The organism is Lysobacter firmicutimachus (genome assembly GCF_037027445.1).
Taxonomy (GTDB): domain Bacteria; phylum Pseudomonadota; class Gammaproteobacteria; order Xanthomonadales; family Xanthomonadaceae; genus Lysobacter; species Lysobacter firmicutimachus.
This window is the reverse complement of sequence record NZ_JBANDL010000002.1, coordinates 2,012,401-2,028,248: the sequence shown is the minus strand read 5'-3', so window position 1 is coordinate 2,028,248 and position 15,848 is coordinate 2,012,401. Positions and strand designations below refer to the sequence as shown.

At 70.0% G+C, this 15,848-nt stretch carries 15 protein-coding genes and 1 tRNA gene; 5 read left to right on the top strand and 11 right to left on the bottom strand.

The window, feature by feature from the left end; genetic code table 11:
- Position 1: 1 nt before the first annotated feature.
- The 6 genes from hisH to V2J18_RS08895 all read right to left on the bottom strand — a co-directional run bounded on the left by hisH (position 2) and on the right by V2J18_RS08895 (position 5,526).
- Complete coding sequence (gene hisH, locus V2J18_RS08920) at positions 2-613, bottom strand: imidazole glycerol phosphate synthase subunit HisH (RefSeq protein WP_336131589.1); 612 nt, start codon at positions 611-613, stop codon at positions 2-4.
- Positions 613-1,770, bottom strand: coding sequence for a bifunctional histidinol-phosphatase/imidazoleglycerol-phosphate dehydratase HisB (gene hisB, locus V2J18_RS08915; protein ID WP_064749667.1), 1,158 nt, complete (start codon positions 1,768-1,770; stop codon positions 613-615). Before hisB ends, hisH begins: the two co-directional genes overlap by 1 nt.
- A complete protein-coding gene (hisC, locus tag V2J18_RS08910; RefSeq protein ID WP_425605976.1) occupies positions 1,767-2,897 on the bottom strand; it encodes a histidinol-phosphate transaminase in 1,131 nt (376 codons plus the stop codon). The genes hisB and hisC overlap by 4 nt, the downstream gene beginning before the upstream one ends.
- Complete coding sequence (gene hisD, locus V2J18_RS08905) at positions 2,894-4,195, bottom strand: histidinol dehydrogenase (protein ID WP_336131588.1); 1,302 nt, start codon at positions 4,193-4,195, stop codon at positions 2,894-2,896. The genes hisC and hisD overlap by 4 nt, the downstream gene beginning before the upstream one ends.
- A gap of 8 nt (positions 4,196-4,203) precedes the next feature.
- On the bottom strand, positions 4,204-5,118 hold the full coding sequence (hisG, locus tag V2J18_RS08900) for an ATP phosphoribosyltransferase (protein WP_336131587.1): 915 nt from the start codon (positions 5,116-5,118) through the stop codon (positions 4,204-4,206).
- A 96-nt stretch (positions 5,119-5,214) separates the two neighbouring features.
- On the bottom strand, positions 5,215-5,526 hold the full coding sequence (locus V2J18_RS08895) for a YerC/YecD family TrpR-related protein (RefSeq protein WP_064749665.1): 312 nt from the start codon (positions 5,524-5,526) through the stop codon (positions 5,215-5,217).
- Between the two features lie 237 nt (positions 5,527-5,763).
- Here V2J18_RS08895 and V2J18_RS08890 point away from each other — a divergent pair, with 237 nt between their 5' ends.
- Complete coding sequence (locus V2J18_RS08890; RefSeq protein WP_336131586.1) at positions 5,764-7,638, top strand: sensor domain-containing diguanylate cyclase; 1,875 nt, start codon at positions 5,764-5,766, stop codon at positions 7,636-7,638.
- 12 nt (positions 7,639-7,650) lie between these two features.
- On the opposite strand, the gene V2J18_RS08885 is transcribed toward V2J18_RS08890, so the two are convergent.
- The 3 genes from V2J18_RS08885 to hisS form a co-directional block, all read right to left on the bottom strand.
- The gene (locus V2J18_RS08885; RefSeq protein WP_336131585.1) at positions 7,651-8,199 is read right to left on the bottom strand and encodes a prolyl hydroxylase family protein; all 549 of its coding nucleotides are present in this window, start codon (positions 8,197-8,199) and stop codon (positions 7,651-7,653) included.
- A gap of 103 nt (positions 8,200-8,302) precedes the next feature.
- Positions 8,303-10,201 carry an HAL/PAL/TAL family ammonia-lyase gene (locus tag V2J18_RS08880; RefSeq protein ID WP_336131584.1) on the bottom strand — a complete coding sequence of 633 codons (1,899 nt, stop codon included), beginning with the start codon at positions 10,199-10,201 and terminating at the stop codon, positions 8,303-8,305.
- A gap of 256 nt (positions 10,202-10,457) precedes the next feature.
- The gene (gene hisS / locus V2J18_RS08875; RefSeq protein WP_336131583.1) at positions 10,458-11,843 is read right to left on the bottom strand and encodes a histidine--tRNA ligase; all 1,386 of its coding nucleotides are present in this window, start codon (positions 11,841-11,843) and stop codon (positions 10,458-10,460) included.
- Between the two features lie 274 nt (positions 11,844-12,117).
- Between hisS and V2J18_RS08870 the strand changes: the two genes are divergently transcribed.
- Positions 12,118-12,194: transfer RNA gene (locus tag V2J18_RS08870), tRNA-Pro, on the top strand.
- A gap of 215 nt (positions 12,195-12,409) precedes the next feature.
- On the opposite strand, the gene V2J18_RS08865 is transcribed toward V2J18_RS08870, so the two are convergent.
- Positions 12,410-13,663, bottom strand: a complete 1,254-nt coding sequence (locus V2J18_RS08865; protein WP_336131582.1) for an SEL1-like repeat protein — start codon at positions 13,661-13,663, stop codon at positions 12,410-12,412.
- 116 nt (positions 13,664-13,779) lie between these two features.
- Between V2J18_RS08865 and V2J18_RS08860 the strand changes: the two genes are divergently transcribed.
- A complete protein-coding gene (locus tag V2J18_RS08860; RefSeq protein ID WP_336131581.1) occupies positions 13,780-14,190 on the top strand; it encodes a hypothetical protein in 411 nt (136 codons plus the stop codon).
- A gap of 283 nt (positions 14,191-14,473) precedes the next feature.
- Here V2J18_RS08860 and V2J18_RS08855 read toward each other — a convergent pair whose 3' ends face one another.
- A complete protein-coding gene (locus tag V2J18_RS08855; RefSeq protein ID WP_064749659.1) occupies positions 14,474-14,947 on the bottom strand; it encodes a fasciclin domain-containing protein in 474 nt (157 codons plus the stop codon).
- Positions 14,948-15,242: 295 nt separating this feature from the next.
- On the opposite strand from V2J18_RS08855, the gene V2J18_RS08850 reads away from it, so the two are divergent.
- Both V2J18_RS08850 and V2J18_RS08845 read left to right on the top strand, forming a co-directional pair.
- Positions 15,243-15,494 (top strand): hypothetical protein, encoded by a 252-nt coding sequence (locus tag V2J18_RS08850; protein ID WP_064749658.1) that lies wholly within the window; start codon positions 15,243-15,245, stop codon positions 15,492-15,494.
- Positions 15,491-15,832: a hypothetical protein gene (locus tag V2J18_RS08845; protein WP_064749657.1), complete on the top strand. Its 342-nt coding sequence runs from the start codon at positions 15,491-15,493 to the stop codon at positions 15,830-15,832. The genes V2J18_RS08850 and V2J18_RS08845 overlap by 4 nt, the downstream gene beginning before the upstream one ends.
- Positions 15,833-15,848: the final 16 nt, after the last annotated feature.

The window sequence follows — 15,848 nt, the reverse complement described above, 5'->3', positions numbered from 1 at the left end:
TTCACGCCTCCAGGGCCAGGAAGTTCGCGAGCAGACGCGAACCGACCGCGGCCGAGCGTTCGGGGTGGAACTGGGCGCCGTAGCAGTTGCCGCGTCCGGCCACGGCGGTGAAGTCGACGCCGTAGCGGGCGCTGGCCAGGGTGTCCTGGGTCACCGGGGCGGCGTAGCTGTGGACGAAATAGGCCTGGTCGCGCTCGCCGAGCCCGGCGAGCAGGGCATCGCCGCGATCTCGCGGCGCGCGTTTCTGGAGGAGGTTCCAGCCCATGTGTGGCACACGCACTCCTGGTCCTGATGGCAGTCGGGTGATACGGCCCGCAAGGAGTCCGAGGCATTCCACCTCGCCCTCCTCCGAGGACTCGTACAACAGCTGCATCCCCAGGCAGATCCCGAGCAGCGGCTGCTGCAAGCGGCGGATCGCATCGACCAGGCCTCGCTCCCGCAACCGCGCCATGGCGGGGGCGGCGGCGCCCACGCCGGGCAGGATCACGCGATCGGCCGAGGCGATCGTCGCAGGGTCCGCGCTCAGGATCGAACGCGCGCCCAACCGCTCCAATGCATAACGCACCGAGCCGACGTTCCCCCCACCCGAATCCACTACTACCACCCAGGTCATTACAGAACCCCTTTCGTACTCGGCAGCTCGCGACCTTCGCGACGGATCGCCTGACGCAGCGCACGCGCCACCGATTTGAAACAGGCCTCGATCTTGTGGTGATCGTTATCACCTTCCACGTTCAGATTCAGGTTCAGACCCGCGGTTTCGCACAACGAGCGGAAGAAGTGCGCGACCAGCTCGGTAGGGAAATCCCCCACGCGCTCGCGCGCGAACGCGCCGGAGAACACGAAGTACGGTCGGCCGGAGAAATCCAGCGCGGCCCGCGCCAGGGTCTCGTCCATCGGCAAGACGACATCGGCCTGCCGAATAAGTGTGCTTTTTTCCTGAACACCTTCGCCTTCGCCCTCGCCGCCCGCCGCGGCGTCGAAGCCGTAACGGCCGATGCCGCGCTTGTCGCCCAGCGCCTCGCGCAGGGCCTGGCCCAACGCCAGGGCGCTGTCCTCGATGGTGTGGTGCTCGTCGATGTGCAGGTCGCCCTCGCAGCGCAGCTCCAGGGCGAAGCCGCCGTGCTTGCCGATCTGCTCGAGCATGTGGTCGAAGAAACCCAGCCCGGTCGCGACCCGCGGCTCGGCGGCGCGGTCCAGGTCCAGCGCGACCTCGATCCGGGTCTCGCGGGTATTGCGCTGCACCCGCGCGGTGCGCGGCCGGTCGGCCAAGGCGTGGGCGATGCCGGCCCAGTCCCACTCGCCGCCGAACTGCTCGGTGCGCAGTTGGAACGCGCGGACGCCGAGGTTGGCGGCGAAGCCGTTGTCGGTTTCGCGATCGCCGACCATCGCCGACCGCTGCCAATCGATGCTGCGGTCTTTCAGCAAGTGCAGCGCCAGGCCGATGCCGGGCTTGCGCGTGGGCCGGTTCTCGGCCGGGAAGCTGGTGTCGATCAACACCTCGCGGAACACGATGCCCTGGCTTTCGAACACCTGCATCATCAGCTCGTGCGGACCGTCGAAGCTCCAGCGCGGATAGGACTCGGTGCCCAGGCCGTCCTGGTTGGTGACCATCACGAACTGGTAGCCGGCGTCGCGCAGCTTCAGCATCGCCGGGATCACCCCGCGCACGAAGCGCAGTTTGGCGTAGCTGTCGATCTGGAAATCGGCCGGCTCTTCGATCAGGGTGCCGTCGCGATCGACGAACAGGATCGGCGTGCCCGCGCTCATGCCGCGACTCCGGCCCGGCGCGCGATCCGGCTCAGCACCTCGATCACCGCGGCATTCTGCTCCGGCGTGCCCAGGCTGATGCGCAGCGCATCGCCGAGTTGCGGCGCGGCGCGCACATCGCGCACCACCACGCCGGTGTCGAGCAGGCCATCGAACGCGCTCTGGGCGTCGTCGAAGCGCACCAGCAGGAAGTTGGCCTGCGAGGGATAGACCCGGCGCACGCCGGGCAGGCCGCGCAAGGCCTCGGCCAGGCGCTCGCGCTCGCTCATCGCGGTGGCGGTGCGCGCCTTGGTGGTGTTCAGGGGCACTTCGGCCAGCGCGCGCAGGGCCAAACCGACGCAGGGGGTCGGCAACGGGTACGGCGCCTGGCAGCGCTGCAGCGCGGCGATCAGCCCGGCATCGGCGATCACCGTGCCGATCCGCGCCGCGGCCAATGCGTGCGCCTTGGACAGGGTGCGCAGCACGGCGATGTTGCGTTCGCTGCCGAGCAGGCTCACCGCCGAGGCGCCCTCGGCGAACTCGATGTAGGCCTCGTCGACCACCACCAGGGCGCGGCCGCGCAGGCGCCGCGCCAAAGCGGCGATCTGCGGCAACGGCAACAAGCTGCCGGAGGGATTGCCCGGCGAGCACAGGAACACCAGCTTGACCGCCTCGCGCTCGACCGTGTCGGCGAGCGCGGCGAAATCGCAGGAGAAGCCGTCGGGCGTATCGCGCAGCGGCGCCTCGATGGTGCGCACGCCGTGCAGGCGCGCGCAGACCGCGTACATGCCGAAAGTCGGCGGGGTGATCGCGATCGCGTCGCCGCCGGGGCGGCACAGCGCCCGTACCAGCAGGTCGATGGCCTCGTCGCTGCCGCGCCCGGCCAGCAGTTGCTGCGGCTCGCAGCCGTACAGCCGGGCCAGGCGCTCGCGCAGCGCCGCCGGCTGCGGATCGGGGTAGCGGCGCACCGCGCCTTCGCCGTCGGCCACGCTGGGCCAGGCCGCCTCGTTGGCGTTGAGCCAGACCCGGCCGTCGCGCTTTTCGCTGCGCGCCGAGCTGTAGCCGGCGAAATCGCGCAAGTCTTCGCGCAGCAGCAGTACCGGATCGTCGTTCATCGCCTGGTCGCTCATCGAAGATTGATCGCTCATGCCGCCACCGCGCGCAAGCGCAGCGCCACCGCCTCGCGGTGCGCGTCCAGGCCTTCGGCCGTGGCCAGCTCGACCGCGCAGGGGCCGATCGCGCGCAAGCCCTGCGGCTGCACCTCCTGCACCGTGATCGCGACCTGGAAGCTGGCCACGTTGACCCCGCCGGCATAGCGCGCCGCACCGCTGGTCGGCAGCACGTGGTTGGTGCCGCTGCAGTAATCGCCGAGCGCTTCCGGCGCCCAGTCGCCGAGGAACACCGAACCGGCGGCCTCGACTTCGCCCAGCCAGGCGCGCGCGTCGCGCAGGGCCAGGATCAGGTGTTCCGGCGCGTAGCGGTTGCTGACCGCAAGCGCGCTGTCGATCGAATCGACCAGGATCGAGCGCGACGCGCCCAGCGCGGCGCGCGCGGTGTCGGCGCGCGACAAGACCGCGAGCTGGCGTTCGAGTTCGGCGTCCACCGCATCCAGCAGGGCCGCATCGTCGCTGAGCAGGATCACCTGCGAATCCGGGCCGTGTTCGGCCTGCGACAGCAGGTCGGCGGCGACGAAGTCGGCGCGTGCGCCGGCATCGGCGATCACCAGCACTTCGGAGGGGCCGGCCGGCAGATCGATCGCCGCCCCGCCCTCGAGCAGGGCGACCTGGCGCTTGGCCTCGGTGACGTAAGCGTTGCCGGGCCCGAACAGCTTGTCGCACTTGCCGACGCTGGCGGTGCCGAAGGCCATCGCGGCGATGGCTTGCGCGCCGCCGAGCTTGTACACGCGCTCGATGCCGCAGCGGCGCGCGGCGTACAGCACCGCCGGATCGGCGCTGCCGTCGGCGCGCGACGGCGTGCACAGGGCGACCTCGGGGCAGCCGGCCAGTTGCGCCGGCACGCCCAACATCAGCGCGGTCGAGGGCAGCGGCGCCGAGCCGGCCGGCACGTACAGGCCGACCCGGCGGATCGGCCGCAGCACGCGCTCGCAGCGCACGCCCTCGGCGGTGTCCAGGGCGTAGGGCCGGGTCATGCCGGCCTCGTGGAAACGGGCGATGCGCTCGCCGGCCTCGTCGATCGCCGTGCGCAGCGCCGGGCTCAACGAGCGTTCGGCCTGTTCGAACTCCCCGGCCGACACCGCGAAGCGCTCCGGCGCGCGGCCGTCGAAGCGCTCGGCGTAGCGGCGCAGGGCGGCATCGCCGTCGCGGCGCACCGCCTGGAGAATCTCCGCCACCGCCGCGGCGGTATCGGCGCGGGTCTGTTGCGCCGGGCGGCGCAGGGCCTGCTCGCGCGCGGCCTCGTCCAATGCGTTCCAAAGCAGACGTTGCATGCGCGCGCTCATGCCAGCATGCCCTCCACCGGCAGCACCATCAGGCCGCGCGCGCCGGCGCGCTTGAGTTCCTCCAGCCGCTGCCAGGTCACCGCGCCGTGGCACAAGGCCTGCAGGGCGACGCCGTCGTCGTTGTCCAGGCGCATCACCGTCGGCGCCTCGGCGTCCGGCAGCAGCGGCAGCAGTTCGTCGAGCAGGTCGCGCGGGGCCTGGAACATCAGCAGCTTGCTGTTGCGCACCCGCATCGCGCCGTCGAGCCGGCGCAGCAACAGGTCGGCCAGTTCGCCGCGGACGTCGTCGAACCGTTCGGCCGGTCCGGCCAGCACCGCCTCGCTTTCGACCAGGGTCTGCACCGCCTTGAGCTGGTTCGCCGCCAGGGTCGCGCCGCTGGAGACCAGGTCGCAGATCGCCTCGGCCTGGCCCAGGCGCGGCGCGATCTCGACCGATCCCGACAGCAGCACCACCTGCGCCTCGATGCGCTGCTCGGCCAGCCATTGGCTCAGCAATGCCGGGTAGCTGGTGGCGATGCGCTTGCCGGTGAGCTGCTGCGGCCCTTCCCAATGCCAGGCGTCGGGCACCGCGATCGCCAGCCGGCAAGCGCCGAACCCGAGCGGACGCCACTCGCGGAACGCCGCCGCGCGGCCGTTGCCGCGGCGATCGCCGTCCTGTTCCAGCAGCACGTTGCGGCCGACCACGCCGAGATCGCAGACCCCATCGGCGATCAACCCCGGGATGTCGTCGTCGCGCACCAGCAGCAGGTCGACCGGCAAGGTCTCGCCGTAGCAGAACAGGCGGTCGCGGCTTTCGCGCCAGCTCAGGCCGCAGGCGCTCAGCAGGGCGCGCGCCGGGTCGGCGAGGCGGCCGGACTTCTGGATCGCGATGCGCAGGCGGTCACGCGCGACGGCGCTGGCGGGAGGGCTCATGGACGGGTCTCGGTGGGGATGCGGGGCGAGCGGCTAACGGACAAGGAGGGAACTGACGCGGGCCGCGGCGCAGGGGCCGCGACGCGCAGAGCGCGATCAGCGGTGTCGGCCGGGGCGGCGGTGCAGGGCCGCGGCGTAGCCGCCGGCACCGCGCTCGAGCACGCGCGCGACGCGGCCGATGGTGGTCACGCTGACCTGGGTGCGGTCGTGGATCTCGCGATAAGGCACGCCCTGCTCCAGCAGCGGCACGACCCGCCAGCGGTCGCTCATCGCTTCCAGCTCGGCCGGCGTGCACAGGTCTTCCAGGAAGGCCCGCACCTGCTCGGCGCTGCGCAATCCGGCGAAAGCATCGGCCAGATCGGCGAGCGCATCCTGGCTTTGGTCGAGATCGGTGGCGCGGCGCTTCATGCAGGAGATTCGGCTGGCGTTGCGAGGCAGTGGCGCATCCAGACCCGACGACCGGATCACGAATGCATTAATGTACTAACACGTTAATACATTAGCGAGCGCAGCGAAGATCGTCAAGCCCGGCCTGAACCGGCCGCTAATCGCGTTAAGACCCAGAACACGCCCTGCCCGCGCCCCCTCCGCGGGCGCCTCCCGCCCGCGCGACGCAACGGCCTGCGTCCGTCACCGCCATGGAAGATGAACACGACCCAGTCCGCCGTGCCCGTCCGCCTGCGCCGCGCTGCCGCGGCGCTCCGCTTGTTCTGCCTCGCCCTGTCGTGGACCTTGCTCACCGCGTCCCTGCCGGCGCAGGCGCATAGCGTGCTCGACCTGGGCCGCGGCACGCGCGCGGTCGAGCTGGCGCCGTTCACCGCCTACTACCACGACCCGGGCGGCCGGCTGGAACTCGACGGCGCGCGCCAGGCGATGCTCGACGGCCGCTTCCAGCCCCTGCCCGGCGGGCGCAACTCGTTCGGGTTCCAGCCCGGCGCATTCTGGTTCCACATCGCGGTGCGCAACCGCAACGCCGAAGTGCCGCGCTGGCTGCTGGTCCAGGAGTTCGCGCTCAGCGACCGGCTCGACGTGTACACCGCGGGCGCCGACGGCGTCGCGACCTACCAGGCCGGCGGCGACAGCCTGCCGTTCGCGGCGCGCGCGATCCGCTACCGCCATCCGAATTTCTGGATCGACCTGCCGGCCGGCGAGACCGTCGACGTGTTCGTACGCGTGCGCAGCCAAAGCTCGATGCAGGTGCCGCTGACCCTGTACACCCCCAGCGCGTTCACCGAACTGGCGCGCGACGCTCAGCTCGGCATCGGCCTGTACTACGGCATCCTCGCCGCGTTGTTCTTCTACAACCTGGTGCTGTGGCTGAGCCTGCGCGACTCCAGCTACTTCTGGTACCTGTTCCACATCTGCGCCTTCGGCCTGGTGTTGCTGACCCTCAACGGCCTGGGCTTCGAATACCTGTGGCCGCAGTCGCCCTGGCTGGCCGACCATTCGGTGCCGTTGTCGATCTGCCTGGCCCAGATCGGCATGCAGCAGTTCGCGCGCGAGTTCCTCGGCCTGCGCCAACGCTGGCGCGGCGGCGACTACGTCGGCCTGGCGATGATCGCGTTCTTCGTGGTGCTCGGCCTGGCCGCGACCCGCCTGCCCTATCGCGTGGCCACCCCGATCGCCTCGGCGGCGGTGTTCGTCAGCATCGCCTGGATCGCGGTCGAGAGCCTGGTCGCGATGCGCCGCGGCTACAAGCCGGCGCGGCTGTTCCTGCTGGCGTGGTCGGCGTTCCTGCTCGGCACCGGCATGTTCGCCGCGATCGCCTTCGACCTGCTGCCGAAGATGTTCATCACCGAATACGGGGTGCAGATCGGCTCGGCTCTGGAGATGCTGTTGCTTTCGGTCGCCCTGGGCTACCGCTACTCGTCGCTGCGCAGCGAGAACGAGCGGATCGTGCGCGAGGCGCGCGACCAGCTCGAGCACAAGGTCGAGCTGCGCACGCTGGAGCTGCGCCAGGCCCTGGTCCAGCTCGAGGACGCGCACGAACGGCTGCGCGAAACCAGCCAGCGCGACGCGCTGACCGGCCTGCACAACCGCAGCCATTTCCGCGAGGCCTTCGAATCGCTGCTGCACCGCTCGCGCCGCCAACGCCGGCCGCTGGTGCTGATGATGATCGACCTGGACCACTTCAAGCAGATCAACGACCGCTACGGTCATCTGATCGGCGACGAATGCCTGCGCTGGGCCGCGGGCCTGATCGCCCAGGTGCTGATTCCGCACCACGCCCTGCTGGCGCGTTTCGGCGGCGAGGAATTCGTCGCCGTGCTGCCCGACCACGATCTCGATGCCGGCGCCCGGGTCGCCGAGGAACTGCGCGAACGCCTCACCGCCCAGCCCTGCCCCAGCCGCAGCCGCGACATCCCGGTCACCGCCAGCATCGGCGTGCACGAGATCGCGCCGGATGCGGATCTGGGGGTGGAGGCGGCCCTGCAATTCGCCGATCAGGCGCTGTATCTGGCCAAGGCCGACGGCCGCGACTGCGTGCGGGTCTGGGGGGCGGAGCGGTTGGCGTCCTGAACCGCGCGCCGCTTATGCCGGCGGCGCGTACATCACGTCCGAGCGCAGCGCGTACTTGGTGCCGTACTCGACCGTCGCGCCCTCGTGCCAGGTGTCGTGGACGAACAGCAGGCCGTCGCCGGCGCGCGGCACGACCCGGAACTGGCGGAAGTCGGTGTCGCCGCCGCCGAAACCGTCGTTGAGATAGACCAGCAGGGTCAACCGGCTGAGCCGGCCGTCTTCGCTCCAGGGGCCGTCCTTGTGCATGCGGAAACGCTGGCCCGGGCCGTATTTGTAGAAGCGCAAGGCGCGCGGCAAGCCGGCCGCGACTTCGCCGTCCAACGCCGGCAGGCCGACCGCACGCAGGCGCTGCCACAGGGCGCCGACCCAGTGCGGCGATTCGAACACGGCGCGCTCGTTGTTGCGCACGTGCGCCATCGGTTTCTGGCCGCCGTCGGCGGTGCGCACGCCGGCAGGCTCGAAGCCGTGCGCCTCAGCCAAGGCGATCAGTTCGGCGCATTCGTCCGGCGCCAGCAGCGGACGCAAGGTGAAAACGCGGTCGTTGTGACGGACGATCTGCATGACGGGCCCCCTGCCTTTCACCGCTGGCCTTCGCCGCTGGCGTTCATCGCGCCCCTACCCCTCTCCCGCGAGCGGGAGAGGGAATGCACAGGCGCCTGGGACTTCAGCCCTGCAGCGTAGCGCGTGCCGCGTCGAGCACGGTGCCGTCGCGCACCAGCCGCACCGCGGTCGCGACTTCGCCGTCGAGGGCGCGGTCGTGATCCAGGAACGGGATGGCCTCGCGCAACGCGGCGTGCGCGGCGGCGACCGCGCGGCCCGGGCGGAACTCTTCGGCCGCGGCCAGTTCGGCGCGCAGGCCTTCGACTTCGGCCAGGAAGCCGGCGTGATCATCGCTGGCCGCCAGCGGGCCGCCGGCGACCTTGGCGGCCAGCGTCGCGGCGTCGGCGCGATCGGCCAGATCGCGCGCGGCGTTGATCATGTCGCGACGCAGGTCCAGCGCCTGGGCGGCGGTGTACAGCTCCAGCGCCAGCACCTTGCCCAGGTCGTCGGCCATCGCCAGCACGTGGCGCGCCTCGTTGGCGCCCATCGAGACATGGTCTTCGGCGTTGGCGCTGGTCGGAATCGAATACACCGAGGCCGGATGCGCGCGGCTGGCGAGGTCGTTGACGATCGCCGCGGCGGTGTACTGCACGATCATGTGGCCGGATTCGGTCGAGTCTTCGTTGCCGATCAGGAAGCCCGGCAGGCCGTCGTTGGTGGCCGGATCGACCAGCTTGTTGAGGCGGCGCTCGGAAATGCTCGCCAGCACCGGGATCGCCGCCTTGACATAGCTCATCGCCAGCGCCAGCGGCATGCCGTGGAAGTGGCCGGCCGAGATCACTTGCTGCTCGACGTGCTCGGCCTGCGCGTCCGGGAACACGATCGGGTTGTCGGTCAGCGAGTTGAGCTCGACTTCGAGCACGCGCGCGGCCTGGGCGATGGCGTCGCGCACCGCGCCGTGCACCTGCGGGATGCAGCGCAACGAGTAGCTGTCCTGGGGCTGGTGCTTCTTGCCGCCGCGGAACGGGCGGAAACGATTGTAGAACTTCTCGCGGCCGTGGCGCTGGCCGAACGGCACCCAGTCCCAGCCGATGTCGAAGCTGAGCTGCTGCGCGGCCGGGGTGTCCCAGCTCTGCGGCTGCCAGGCGCGGAAGCGCGGCACCAGGTGGTAGGGAATGTCGGACAGCGTGGAACCGTCGAGCAGCTTGCGCAGGTTCGCGGCGACTTCGACCTGGCCCGGATGCGGACGCAGCGCGTGCACTTCCTGGGCGAACGCGCCCAGGCGGCCGGCGAAGGCGTCGATGGTCATCGCCGCGGCCAGATCGGCGGTATCGAGCAGGTCCTCGAGTTTGGCCAGGGCGAGCACGCCGCAGGCCAGCATCTGCGCCGTGCCGTTGTTGAGCGCCAGGCCTTCCTTGTACGACAGCTTGACCGGCGCCAGACCGGCGCGCGCCAGCGCCTCGGCGCCGGGCAGGCGCTGGCCCTGGTAGAAGGCTTCGCCGCCGCCGAGCAGGACGATGGCCAGATGCGACAGCGGCGCCAGATCGCCGCTGGCGCCGACCGAGCCCAGCTGCGGCACCACCGGCACGATGCCGGCGTTGAGCATATCGGTCAGCGCCTGCAGGGTCTGCACACGGATGCCGGAGTGGCCGCGCATCAGGGTGTTGATGCGGATGCACAGCATGGCGCGGACGATTTCCGGCGCGAACGGCTCGCCGACGCAGACCGCGTGGGTCACGATCAGATTGCGCTGCAACTCTTCGTGCAGGGTCTCTTCGTTGCGCTTGGCGCCCGGCAGCTGGTCGCGCAGGTGATGCGCGCCGAGCAGGCGGTCGGCGTTGCTGCCGAAGCCGGTCGAAACGCCGTAGATGGGTTCTTCGCGGCGCACCTGTTCGGCCAGGAAGTCGGCCGCGCGCGCTACCGCCGGCAGTTGCGCCGCGGACAGTTCGACCTGGGCGCCGTAAGCCACGGCGACGAGCTGCGACCGCGTCAAAGAGCGGCCATCGAGTTGGATCTTGTTCAAGCGTGGGTTCTCCGCATCGCACCCTGGCGATCATCTGCGACGGCCGGAACCGGCCGCGCATACTCGGGAGTCGGTGCGTCAATGGAACGATGGGAACCGCGCCGGCGGCCGCCGGTCGCGGGGTGGAAACCGGCCGCAGCCGGCGCCCGATCCCGCCGCGGCGGATGCCGCGCGGGATGGGAAGGGGGCGCGCGCCAACGGCGCGTCGGCGCGTCCGGACGGCCGGCGGTGCCGACGCGACCGGCGCGCGGATCGATCACTGCATGACCCGCGACTGTTCGAGCTCGACCCGCAGGGTGCGGGCGAGTTCGCTGCGCGCGACTTCGAACTGATCTTCGCGGCGCAGGTCCTTGACCGTCACCGTGCCCTTGGCGAGTTCGTCCTCGCCGAGCACGACCACGAAGCGGATGCCGGCGCGATCGGCGTACTTGAACTGCTTGCCGAGCTTGGACGCCTCCATCACCACTTCGGTATTGAGGCCGCCGTGGCGCAGCTCGTTGGCGATCGCCAGGCAGTGCGGCAGGTGGGCCTCGTCCATCTGGGTGACCAGCACCTGCACGCTGCTGTCGGCGGTGCTGACCAGGCCGGCTTCCTGCAACTGCCAGAACAGCCGGGTCAGGCCGATCGAGATGCCGACGCCGGGCAGCTTGGACTTGCTGTAGTGGCTGGCCAGGTCCTCGTAGCGGCCGCCCGAGCAGATCGAACCGACCTGCGGGTAGTCGTCGAGGGTGGTCTCGTAGACCGTGCCGGTGTAGTAGTCCAGGCCGCGCGCGATCGAGAAGTTCAGCGCGTAGTTCTTTTCCGGCACGCCCAGCGCGCGCACCAGCCCCAGCACCTCGCGCAGCTCGGCCACGCCCTGGCGCAGCGATTCGTTGCCCTCGCCCAGCGCGGCCAGGCGCGCCAGCGCGTCCTCGTGCGAGGTCGAGCGGATCGCGACGAAGTCGAGGATGGTGGCGACCGCATCCGCGGCCAGGCCGAACTCCGGCCCGGTCAGGGTCTCGCGCACGTAGTCGGCGCCGCGCTTGTCCAGCTTGTCGACCTCGCGCAGCACCAGCGCCTGCTGCTGCGCATCGGCCACGCCCTGGGCTTCGAAGAAGCCGCGCAGTAGCTTGCGGTTGTTCAGCTGGATGGTGAAGGCGCCGATGTTGAGCTCGGAGAACACCGCGTAGATCGCCGCCGGCAGCTCGGCGTCGTAGCGCACGCTGAGCGCGTCCTTGCCGATCACGTCGATGTCGCACTGATAGAACTCGCGGAAGCGGCCGCGCTGCTGGCGCTCGCCGCGGTACACGCGCTGCATCTGGTAGCGGCGGAACGGGAACGCCAATTCGTGCTCGTGTTCGGCCACGTAACGCGCCAGCGGCACGGTCAGGTCGAAGCGCAGGGCCATTTCCGGCACGCCGCGCTCGCCCGACTGCGCGCTCTTCTCCAGCGCGCCGGTGGACTGGACGAAATAGACCTGGCGCTCGGTCTCGCCGCCGGATTTGGTCAGCAGTACCTCCGACAGCTCCATGACCGGCGTTTCGATCGGCAGGAAGCCGAAACGCTCGAAGTTGCGGCGGATCGTGTCCAGCATGCGCTGGAAGGCGATCTGGTCACGGGGCAAGAGCTCCATGACCCCGGGCGGGGTGCGGGGCTTGATCAAGCGGTACTCCAATGGGGTCGGGCGGACGGGCCGGCGGCGGCGCCCGGGCCCGTCCGCGGACGGACGAACGGCTGGCGCAACCGACGCAAACAGTTTAACGTCCCGCCCCGCTCCTGGCTTGCCGCGCCGGGGCACGACGACCGATCCGGGGCGAAAGCGCCGGAACCGCCTCCGGGCGGGCTTTGATCGGGGCCGGACCCGTCGCGATGAATTTTTTGCATCGCCCCTCTTGCATCACCCGGGGGGACGTCGCTAGAATTTGCGGCTCAGCAGTCGGGGTGTAGCTCAGCCTGGTAGAGCGCTACGTTCGGGACGTAGAAGTCGCAGGTTCAAATCCTGTCTCCCCGACCAATCTGATACGACGAAAAAGCCGGCCTCGCGCCGGTTTTTTTGTGCCTGCGCTACGGCGGCGGCAAGCCGCCGTAGCAAGCGCCAACCAGACAACCGCCCTCGCCTGCAGGCCGGTCGCGCGATCGGCGCAGCTCCTCGGCATCGGCGCCATGCCTCACCTGCGCCGCTTGCCGGCCGTGCCCGCCGGGTTCGAACGCGGCGACGGCAGCGCGCTTTCAGGGCGCGTCCAGCGCGCTCGACGCGTCGCGGAATCGCGAAAGAATCCGTTTGCGCAAGGCCCGATTGGCTTCGTAATCGGCCTGCGGCGCGATCAGGCCGGCGCAGTCGCCGAGCGGCGACGCCGCGGCGTCCGCGTCGCAACCGGCGACCCAGGCGGCAGATGCGGCGCGGGCGTCGGACAGTAGCGTCCTGGCCTGGGCGCAGATGCCCTCGGCGCCGTCGGCGCAGCCCATCGCCAGCGCGAGATAGGCCAGCTGACCGCGCTCGCCGGATACGCGCTGCGGCCGTTCGCTGCGCGGCGCTCCGGCCAAGGCCGCTTCGGCGAGGAAGTGGCAGCCTTCGGCGTCCAGGAACAAATCCGGGTTGTGCAGGAAGCAGGCCTTGGACAGATAGGTCCAGGCCTGGGCCGTGTCGCGCGGCGCGCCGATGCCGGTGTGATGCATCCAGCCCAGGTACTTGCAGGCGTAGGGCCCCTGGCCGATGTCGTCGCTGGCGCAGACCCGGCCGAGGCGTTCGTAAGCGCGCGGGTAGTCGCGCAGCTTGCGGTTGTGCAGGTACAGCTTGCCGGCTTCGTAGCAACCTTGCGGGCCCAGGTCGGCGTCGCAGGATTTGTCGAAGTAACCCAGCGCCAGCGCCGGATCGCCGCCGCGCGCAGCGGAGACGCCCTGGCTCCAGCAACTGTCCACGTTCGAGTCGCGTTCGCAGGCCGGCGACTGCGCGACCGGGCCGGGATACTCGATGTCGTAATTGGGAAACTCGACCGCGTCGCTGGCGTGGGTGCGCCCGAGCTTGCGCATCCGGTCGAGCAGCAGCTCGGGAACCCGCTCGATGCTGTCCGCGGCGCAGGTCAGGGCGGCGACCGTGTCGCCCTTGCGCTGGACCTGCAGCTCGCCGATCTTGCGCAGCTCGGTCGGATCCGGCGCCTGGCCGTCGCGAAAGCCGAAGCGGGCCCGATAGGCATGGTCGCCGTTGGCGAACACCACCGTCTCGTCGATCGTGCCCTGGGCGCCGTCCGCACGGTAATAGCCGAGCTGGGTCAGCGGCGCGCGCAGCACCAGTTCGTCCGGCCCCTGGTTCGGGCCGTAGCGATACACCGCTTCGTCGCCGGCCAGGCAGATCGCCAGGCTTTTCGCCTGCCCGGCGATCCTGCAGGCGGCCACCCGGCCCTCCACGTCCATGCAGCGCGCCGTTGCGTCGGCGCCGGACAAAACGCCCAGCAAGGCCAAACCGGCCGACCAAACCTGTTTCAAAGCCTTCCCCTCCCTGCGATAGGCCAACCGCGCCGCCTTCGAGCGGCGCGTCCGTCCGCCGCCATCGGAACCGAGCAGCGGCTAAGATCGAATGCGATCGATCATGCAAAGGCCCCATGCTCAAGGTCAAGACCGATGCGCTCTGGCTTGCGCTCGCGACGTGCACGGCGATGGCCGGCGCGTCCGGCTGCAGCCGCGAGTTGCGCCTGCAACCCGACGCCCTGCCCTCCGGTTCGGTTCGTGCGCCTTATGCCCAATCCCTCTGCGTTACCAACCCCGGCAATCCGATCGCCGCGTTCGAGATCGACTCGGGCGAGTTGCCCGACGGGCTGCGGCTGGAGCACGCCCGCGGCGAGGACTGCGCCCGGATCGAAGGCGAGCCGGCGCGGCCGGGACGCTACCGCTTCGCCGTGTCTGCGACCGAGTTCGGCACGATGACCTCCGGACGCGCCGGCGGCGTCGCCTATGTCCTGGACATCGCTCCGGCGCCGGGCAAAACCCAGGACGGCGGCGGCAGCGAGCGTTGACCTTCGACGGCGCCGCCCGCGCGATGCAGGCGCCTACAGCTCCAGCACCCAGTCGTGCAGCCCGGAAAACAGGTCGGGCGCCGGTCCTACCGTCTTCGGCCTCGACCATGCCGTCCTGGTCTGGATTCCGAGGCCGAAATGCGCGTTTGCCGCGCAGGTCGAATGAGTGCGCACATGTACGCGACCGAATCCGAACCGGGCCGTCGCCAGAACGGAAAAGGCCAGCTTGCGCTGGCCTTTCGCTTCAACTCGCGATGGAGGCGATCCCTGCCTCGCGGCCGCGCTAGTTCTTCTTCGCCGCCGGCAGGTTGACCTTGTCGATGCCATGCACGACCCCGTTGGCCGAGGCCAGGTCGGCCACGGTGATGCGCGCGCCATCGATGCTGACGGTCTCGCCGTCGCGCTTGATCGGCGCCGGCTGTCCGTTGACGGTCCTGGCCGCATCCCACTTGCCGACGTCCGCCGCGCTGCGGCGGCCGTTGACGACGTGGTAGTTGATGATGGCGCTCAGCTGTTCCTTGTTTTCCGGCTTGAACAGCTCGTCCAGTTTGCCGGCCGGCAGACTGTCGAAGGCCGCGTCGGTCGGGGCGAAGACGGTGAACGGGCCCGGGCCGGCCAGGGTTTCCTTGAGCCCGGCTTTTTCCACCGCGCGACCGAAAATGCCGAACGAGCCGTTGGCGGCGGCGGTATCGAGCACGCTGAGGGTCGAGGCAGCGGTTTGATTGGCGCTCGGAGTGGAGTTCTGATTGGTATTCATGGAGGTCACCTGCTGGTGGATCCGCTTTCGGCGAATCGAGGATGGCCGAAGCCGATGCCCCTGAAAGATCAGGAGCGATAACTCAATGCGGAGAGTGAGTGGACGTGCGGCGCGGCTTGAGCAGCCGTTGCGGCATTGCACCGCAACCCGCCCAACATGCGCTTGGCCTCGTTACTTTGCTGTGACGAGGCGGCGCTCTCGTCACGCCGGGCAATGCGCGGTCTGATATGGTGGCTACCTGCAAGCACCGAAGCGTCTTCCCAGCCGCTCCTCAGCCCGCAGGCCGGAGGACGGCATGTACGCCCACGCGCACCTCGAACTGCTTCGCTCCAACGCGGCTCGCGATCTCGACCGACAGGACGCGCGCGCGATCCAGGACGCGGAGAGCGAAGGCTGGCCGGTTCCCTGCCGCTATCCGGCCGCGTTGAGGCCGGCCACGCCGTGGCGGCACTATTTTTTCGATCGCGCCTCGCCCCGCCCCTTTCCTGGCCAGGATCCGAGCGGACGGCGGCGCTGCCCGCGCATCGCCGTGCGAGATCGGCAATGAACGCGATCACTCTGTCCGCGTTGATCCTGTTCGTTGCGGCCATCGCGATCGAATCCCTGCTCCAGGCCAGATTCTGGAAACTGCTCGGCCACCTGCACCCCGAGCAGCACGACCACGCCCACCGCGGCCGCGAATCCGAGCGGGAAGCGCCGCCGACCCAGCGAGGCGGTGCGCGAAAGCTGATGATCTATCTCAGAGACAGGAACTTCCGCCTGAGCCTGGATCGCGGCGGCGCCCTGTATTGCAAGGACAATCGCGGCCCGATGATCTACTCGTACTGGGCGACCGCGATATCGGGTTGCCTTCTGCTGCTGGCCATCGGCATCTGGGGCTGGTGACTCGCCCCACCCATCG

Bases quoted from the DNA above. Each gene is read 5' to 3' on its own strand.
- hisH (WP_336131589.1), bottom strand. From the start codon at position 613: ATGACCTGGGTGGTAGTAGTGGATTCGGGTGGGGGGAACGTCGGCTCG.
- hisB (WP_064749667.1), bottom strand. From the start codon at position 1,770: ATGAGCGCGGGCACGCCGATCCTGTTCGTCGATCGCGACGGCACCCTG.
- hisC (WP_425605976.1), bottom strand. From the start codon at position 2,897: ATGAGCGATCAATCTTCGATGAGCGACCAGGCGATGAACGACGATCCG.
- hisD (WP_336131588.1), bottom strand. From the start codon at position 4,195: ATGCAACGTCTGCTTTGGAACGCATTGGACGAGGCCGCGCGCGAGCAG.
- hisG (WP_336131587.1), bottom strand. From the start codon at position 5,118: ATGAGCCCTCCCGCCAGCGCCGTCGCGCGTGACCGCCTGCGCATCGCG.
- V2J18_RS08895 (WP_064749665.1), bottom strand. From the start codon at position 5,526: ATGAAGCGCCGCGCCACCGATCTCGACCAAAGCCAGGATGCGCTCGCC.
- V2J18_RS08890 (WP_336131586.1), top strand. From the start codon at position 5,764: ATGAACACGACCCAGTCCGCCGTGCCCGTCCGCCTGCGCCGCGCTGCC.
- V2J18_RS08885 (WP_336131585.1), bottom strand. From the start codon at position 8,199: ATGCAGATCGTCCGTCACAACGACCGCGTTTTCACCTTGCGTCCGCTG.
- V2J18_RS08860 (WP_336131581.1), top strand. From the start codon at position 13,780: ATGCTCAAGGTCAAGACCGATGCGCTCTGGCTTGCGCTCGCGACGTGC.
- V2J18_RS08855 (WP_064749659.1), bottom strand. From the start codon at position 14,947: ATGAATACCAATCAGAACTCCACTCCGAGCGCCAATCAAACCGCTGCC.
- V2J18_RS08850 (WP_064749658.1), top strand. From the start codon at position 15,243: ATGTACGCCCACGCGCACCTCGAACTGCTTCGCTCCAACGCGGCTCGC.
- V2J18_RS08845 (WP_064749657.1), top strand. From the start codon at position 15,491: ATGAACGCGATCACTCTGTCCGCGTTGATCCTGTTCGTTGCGGCCATC.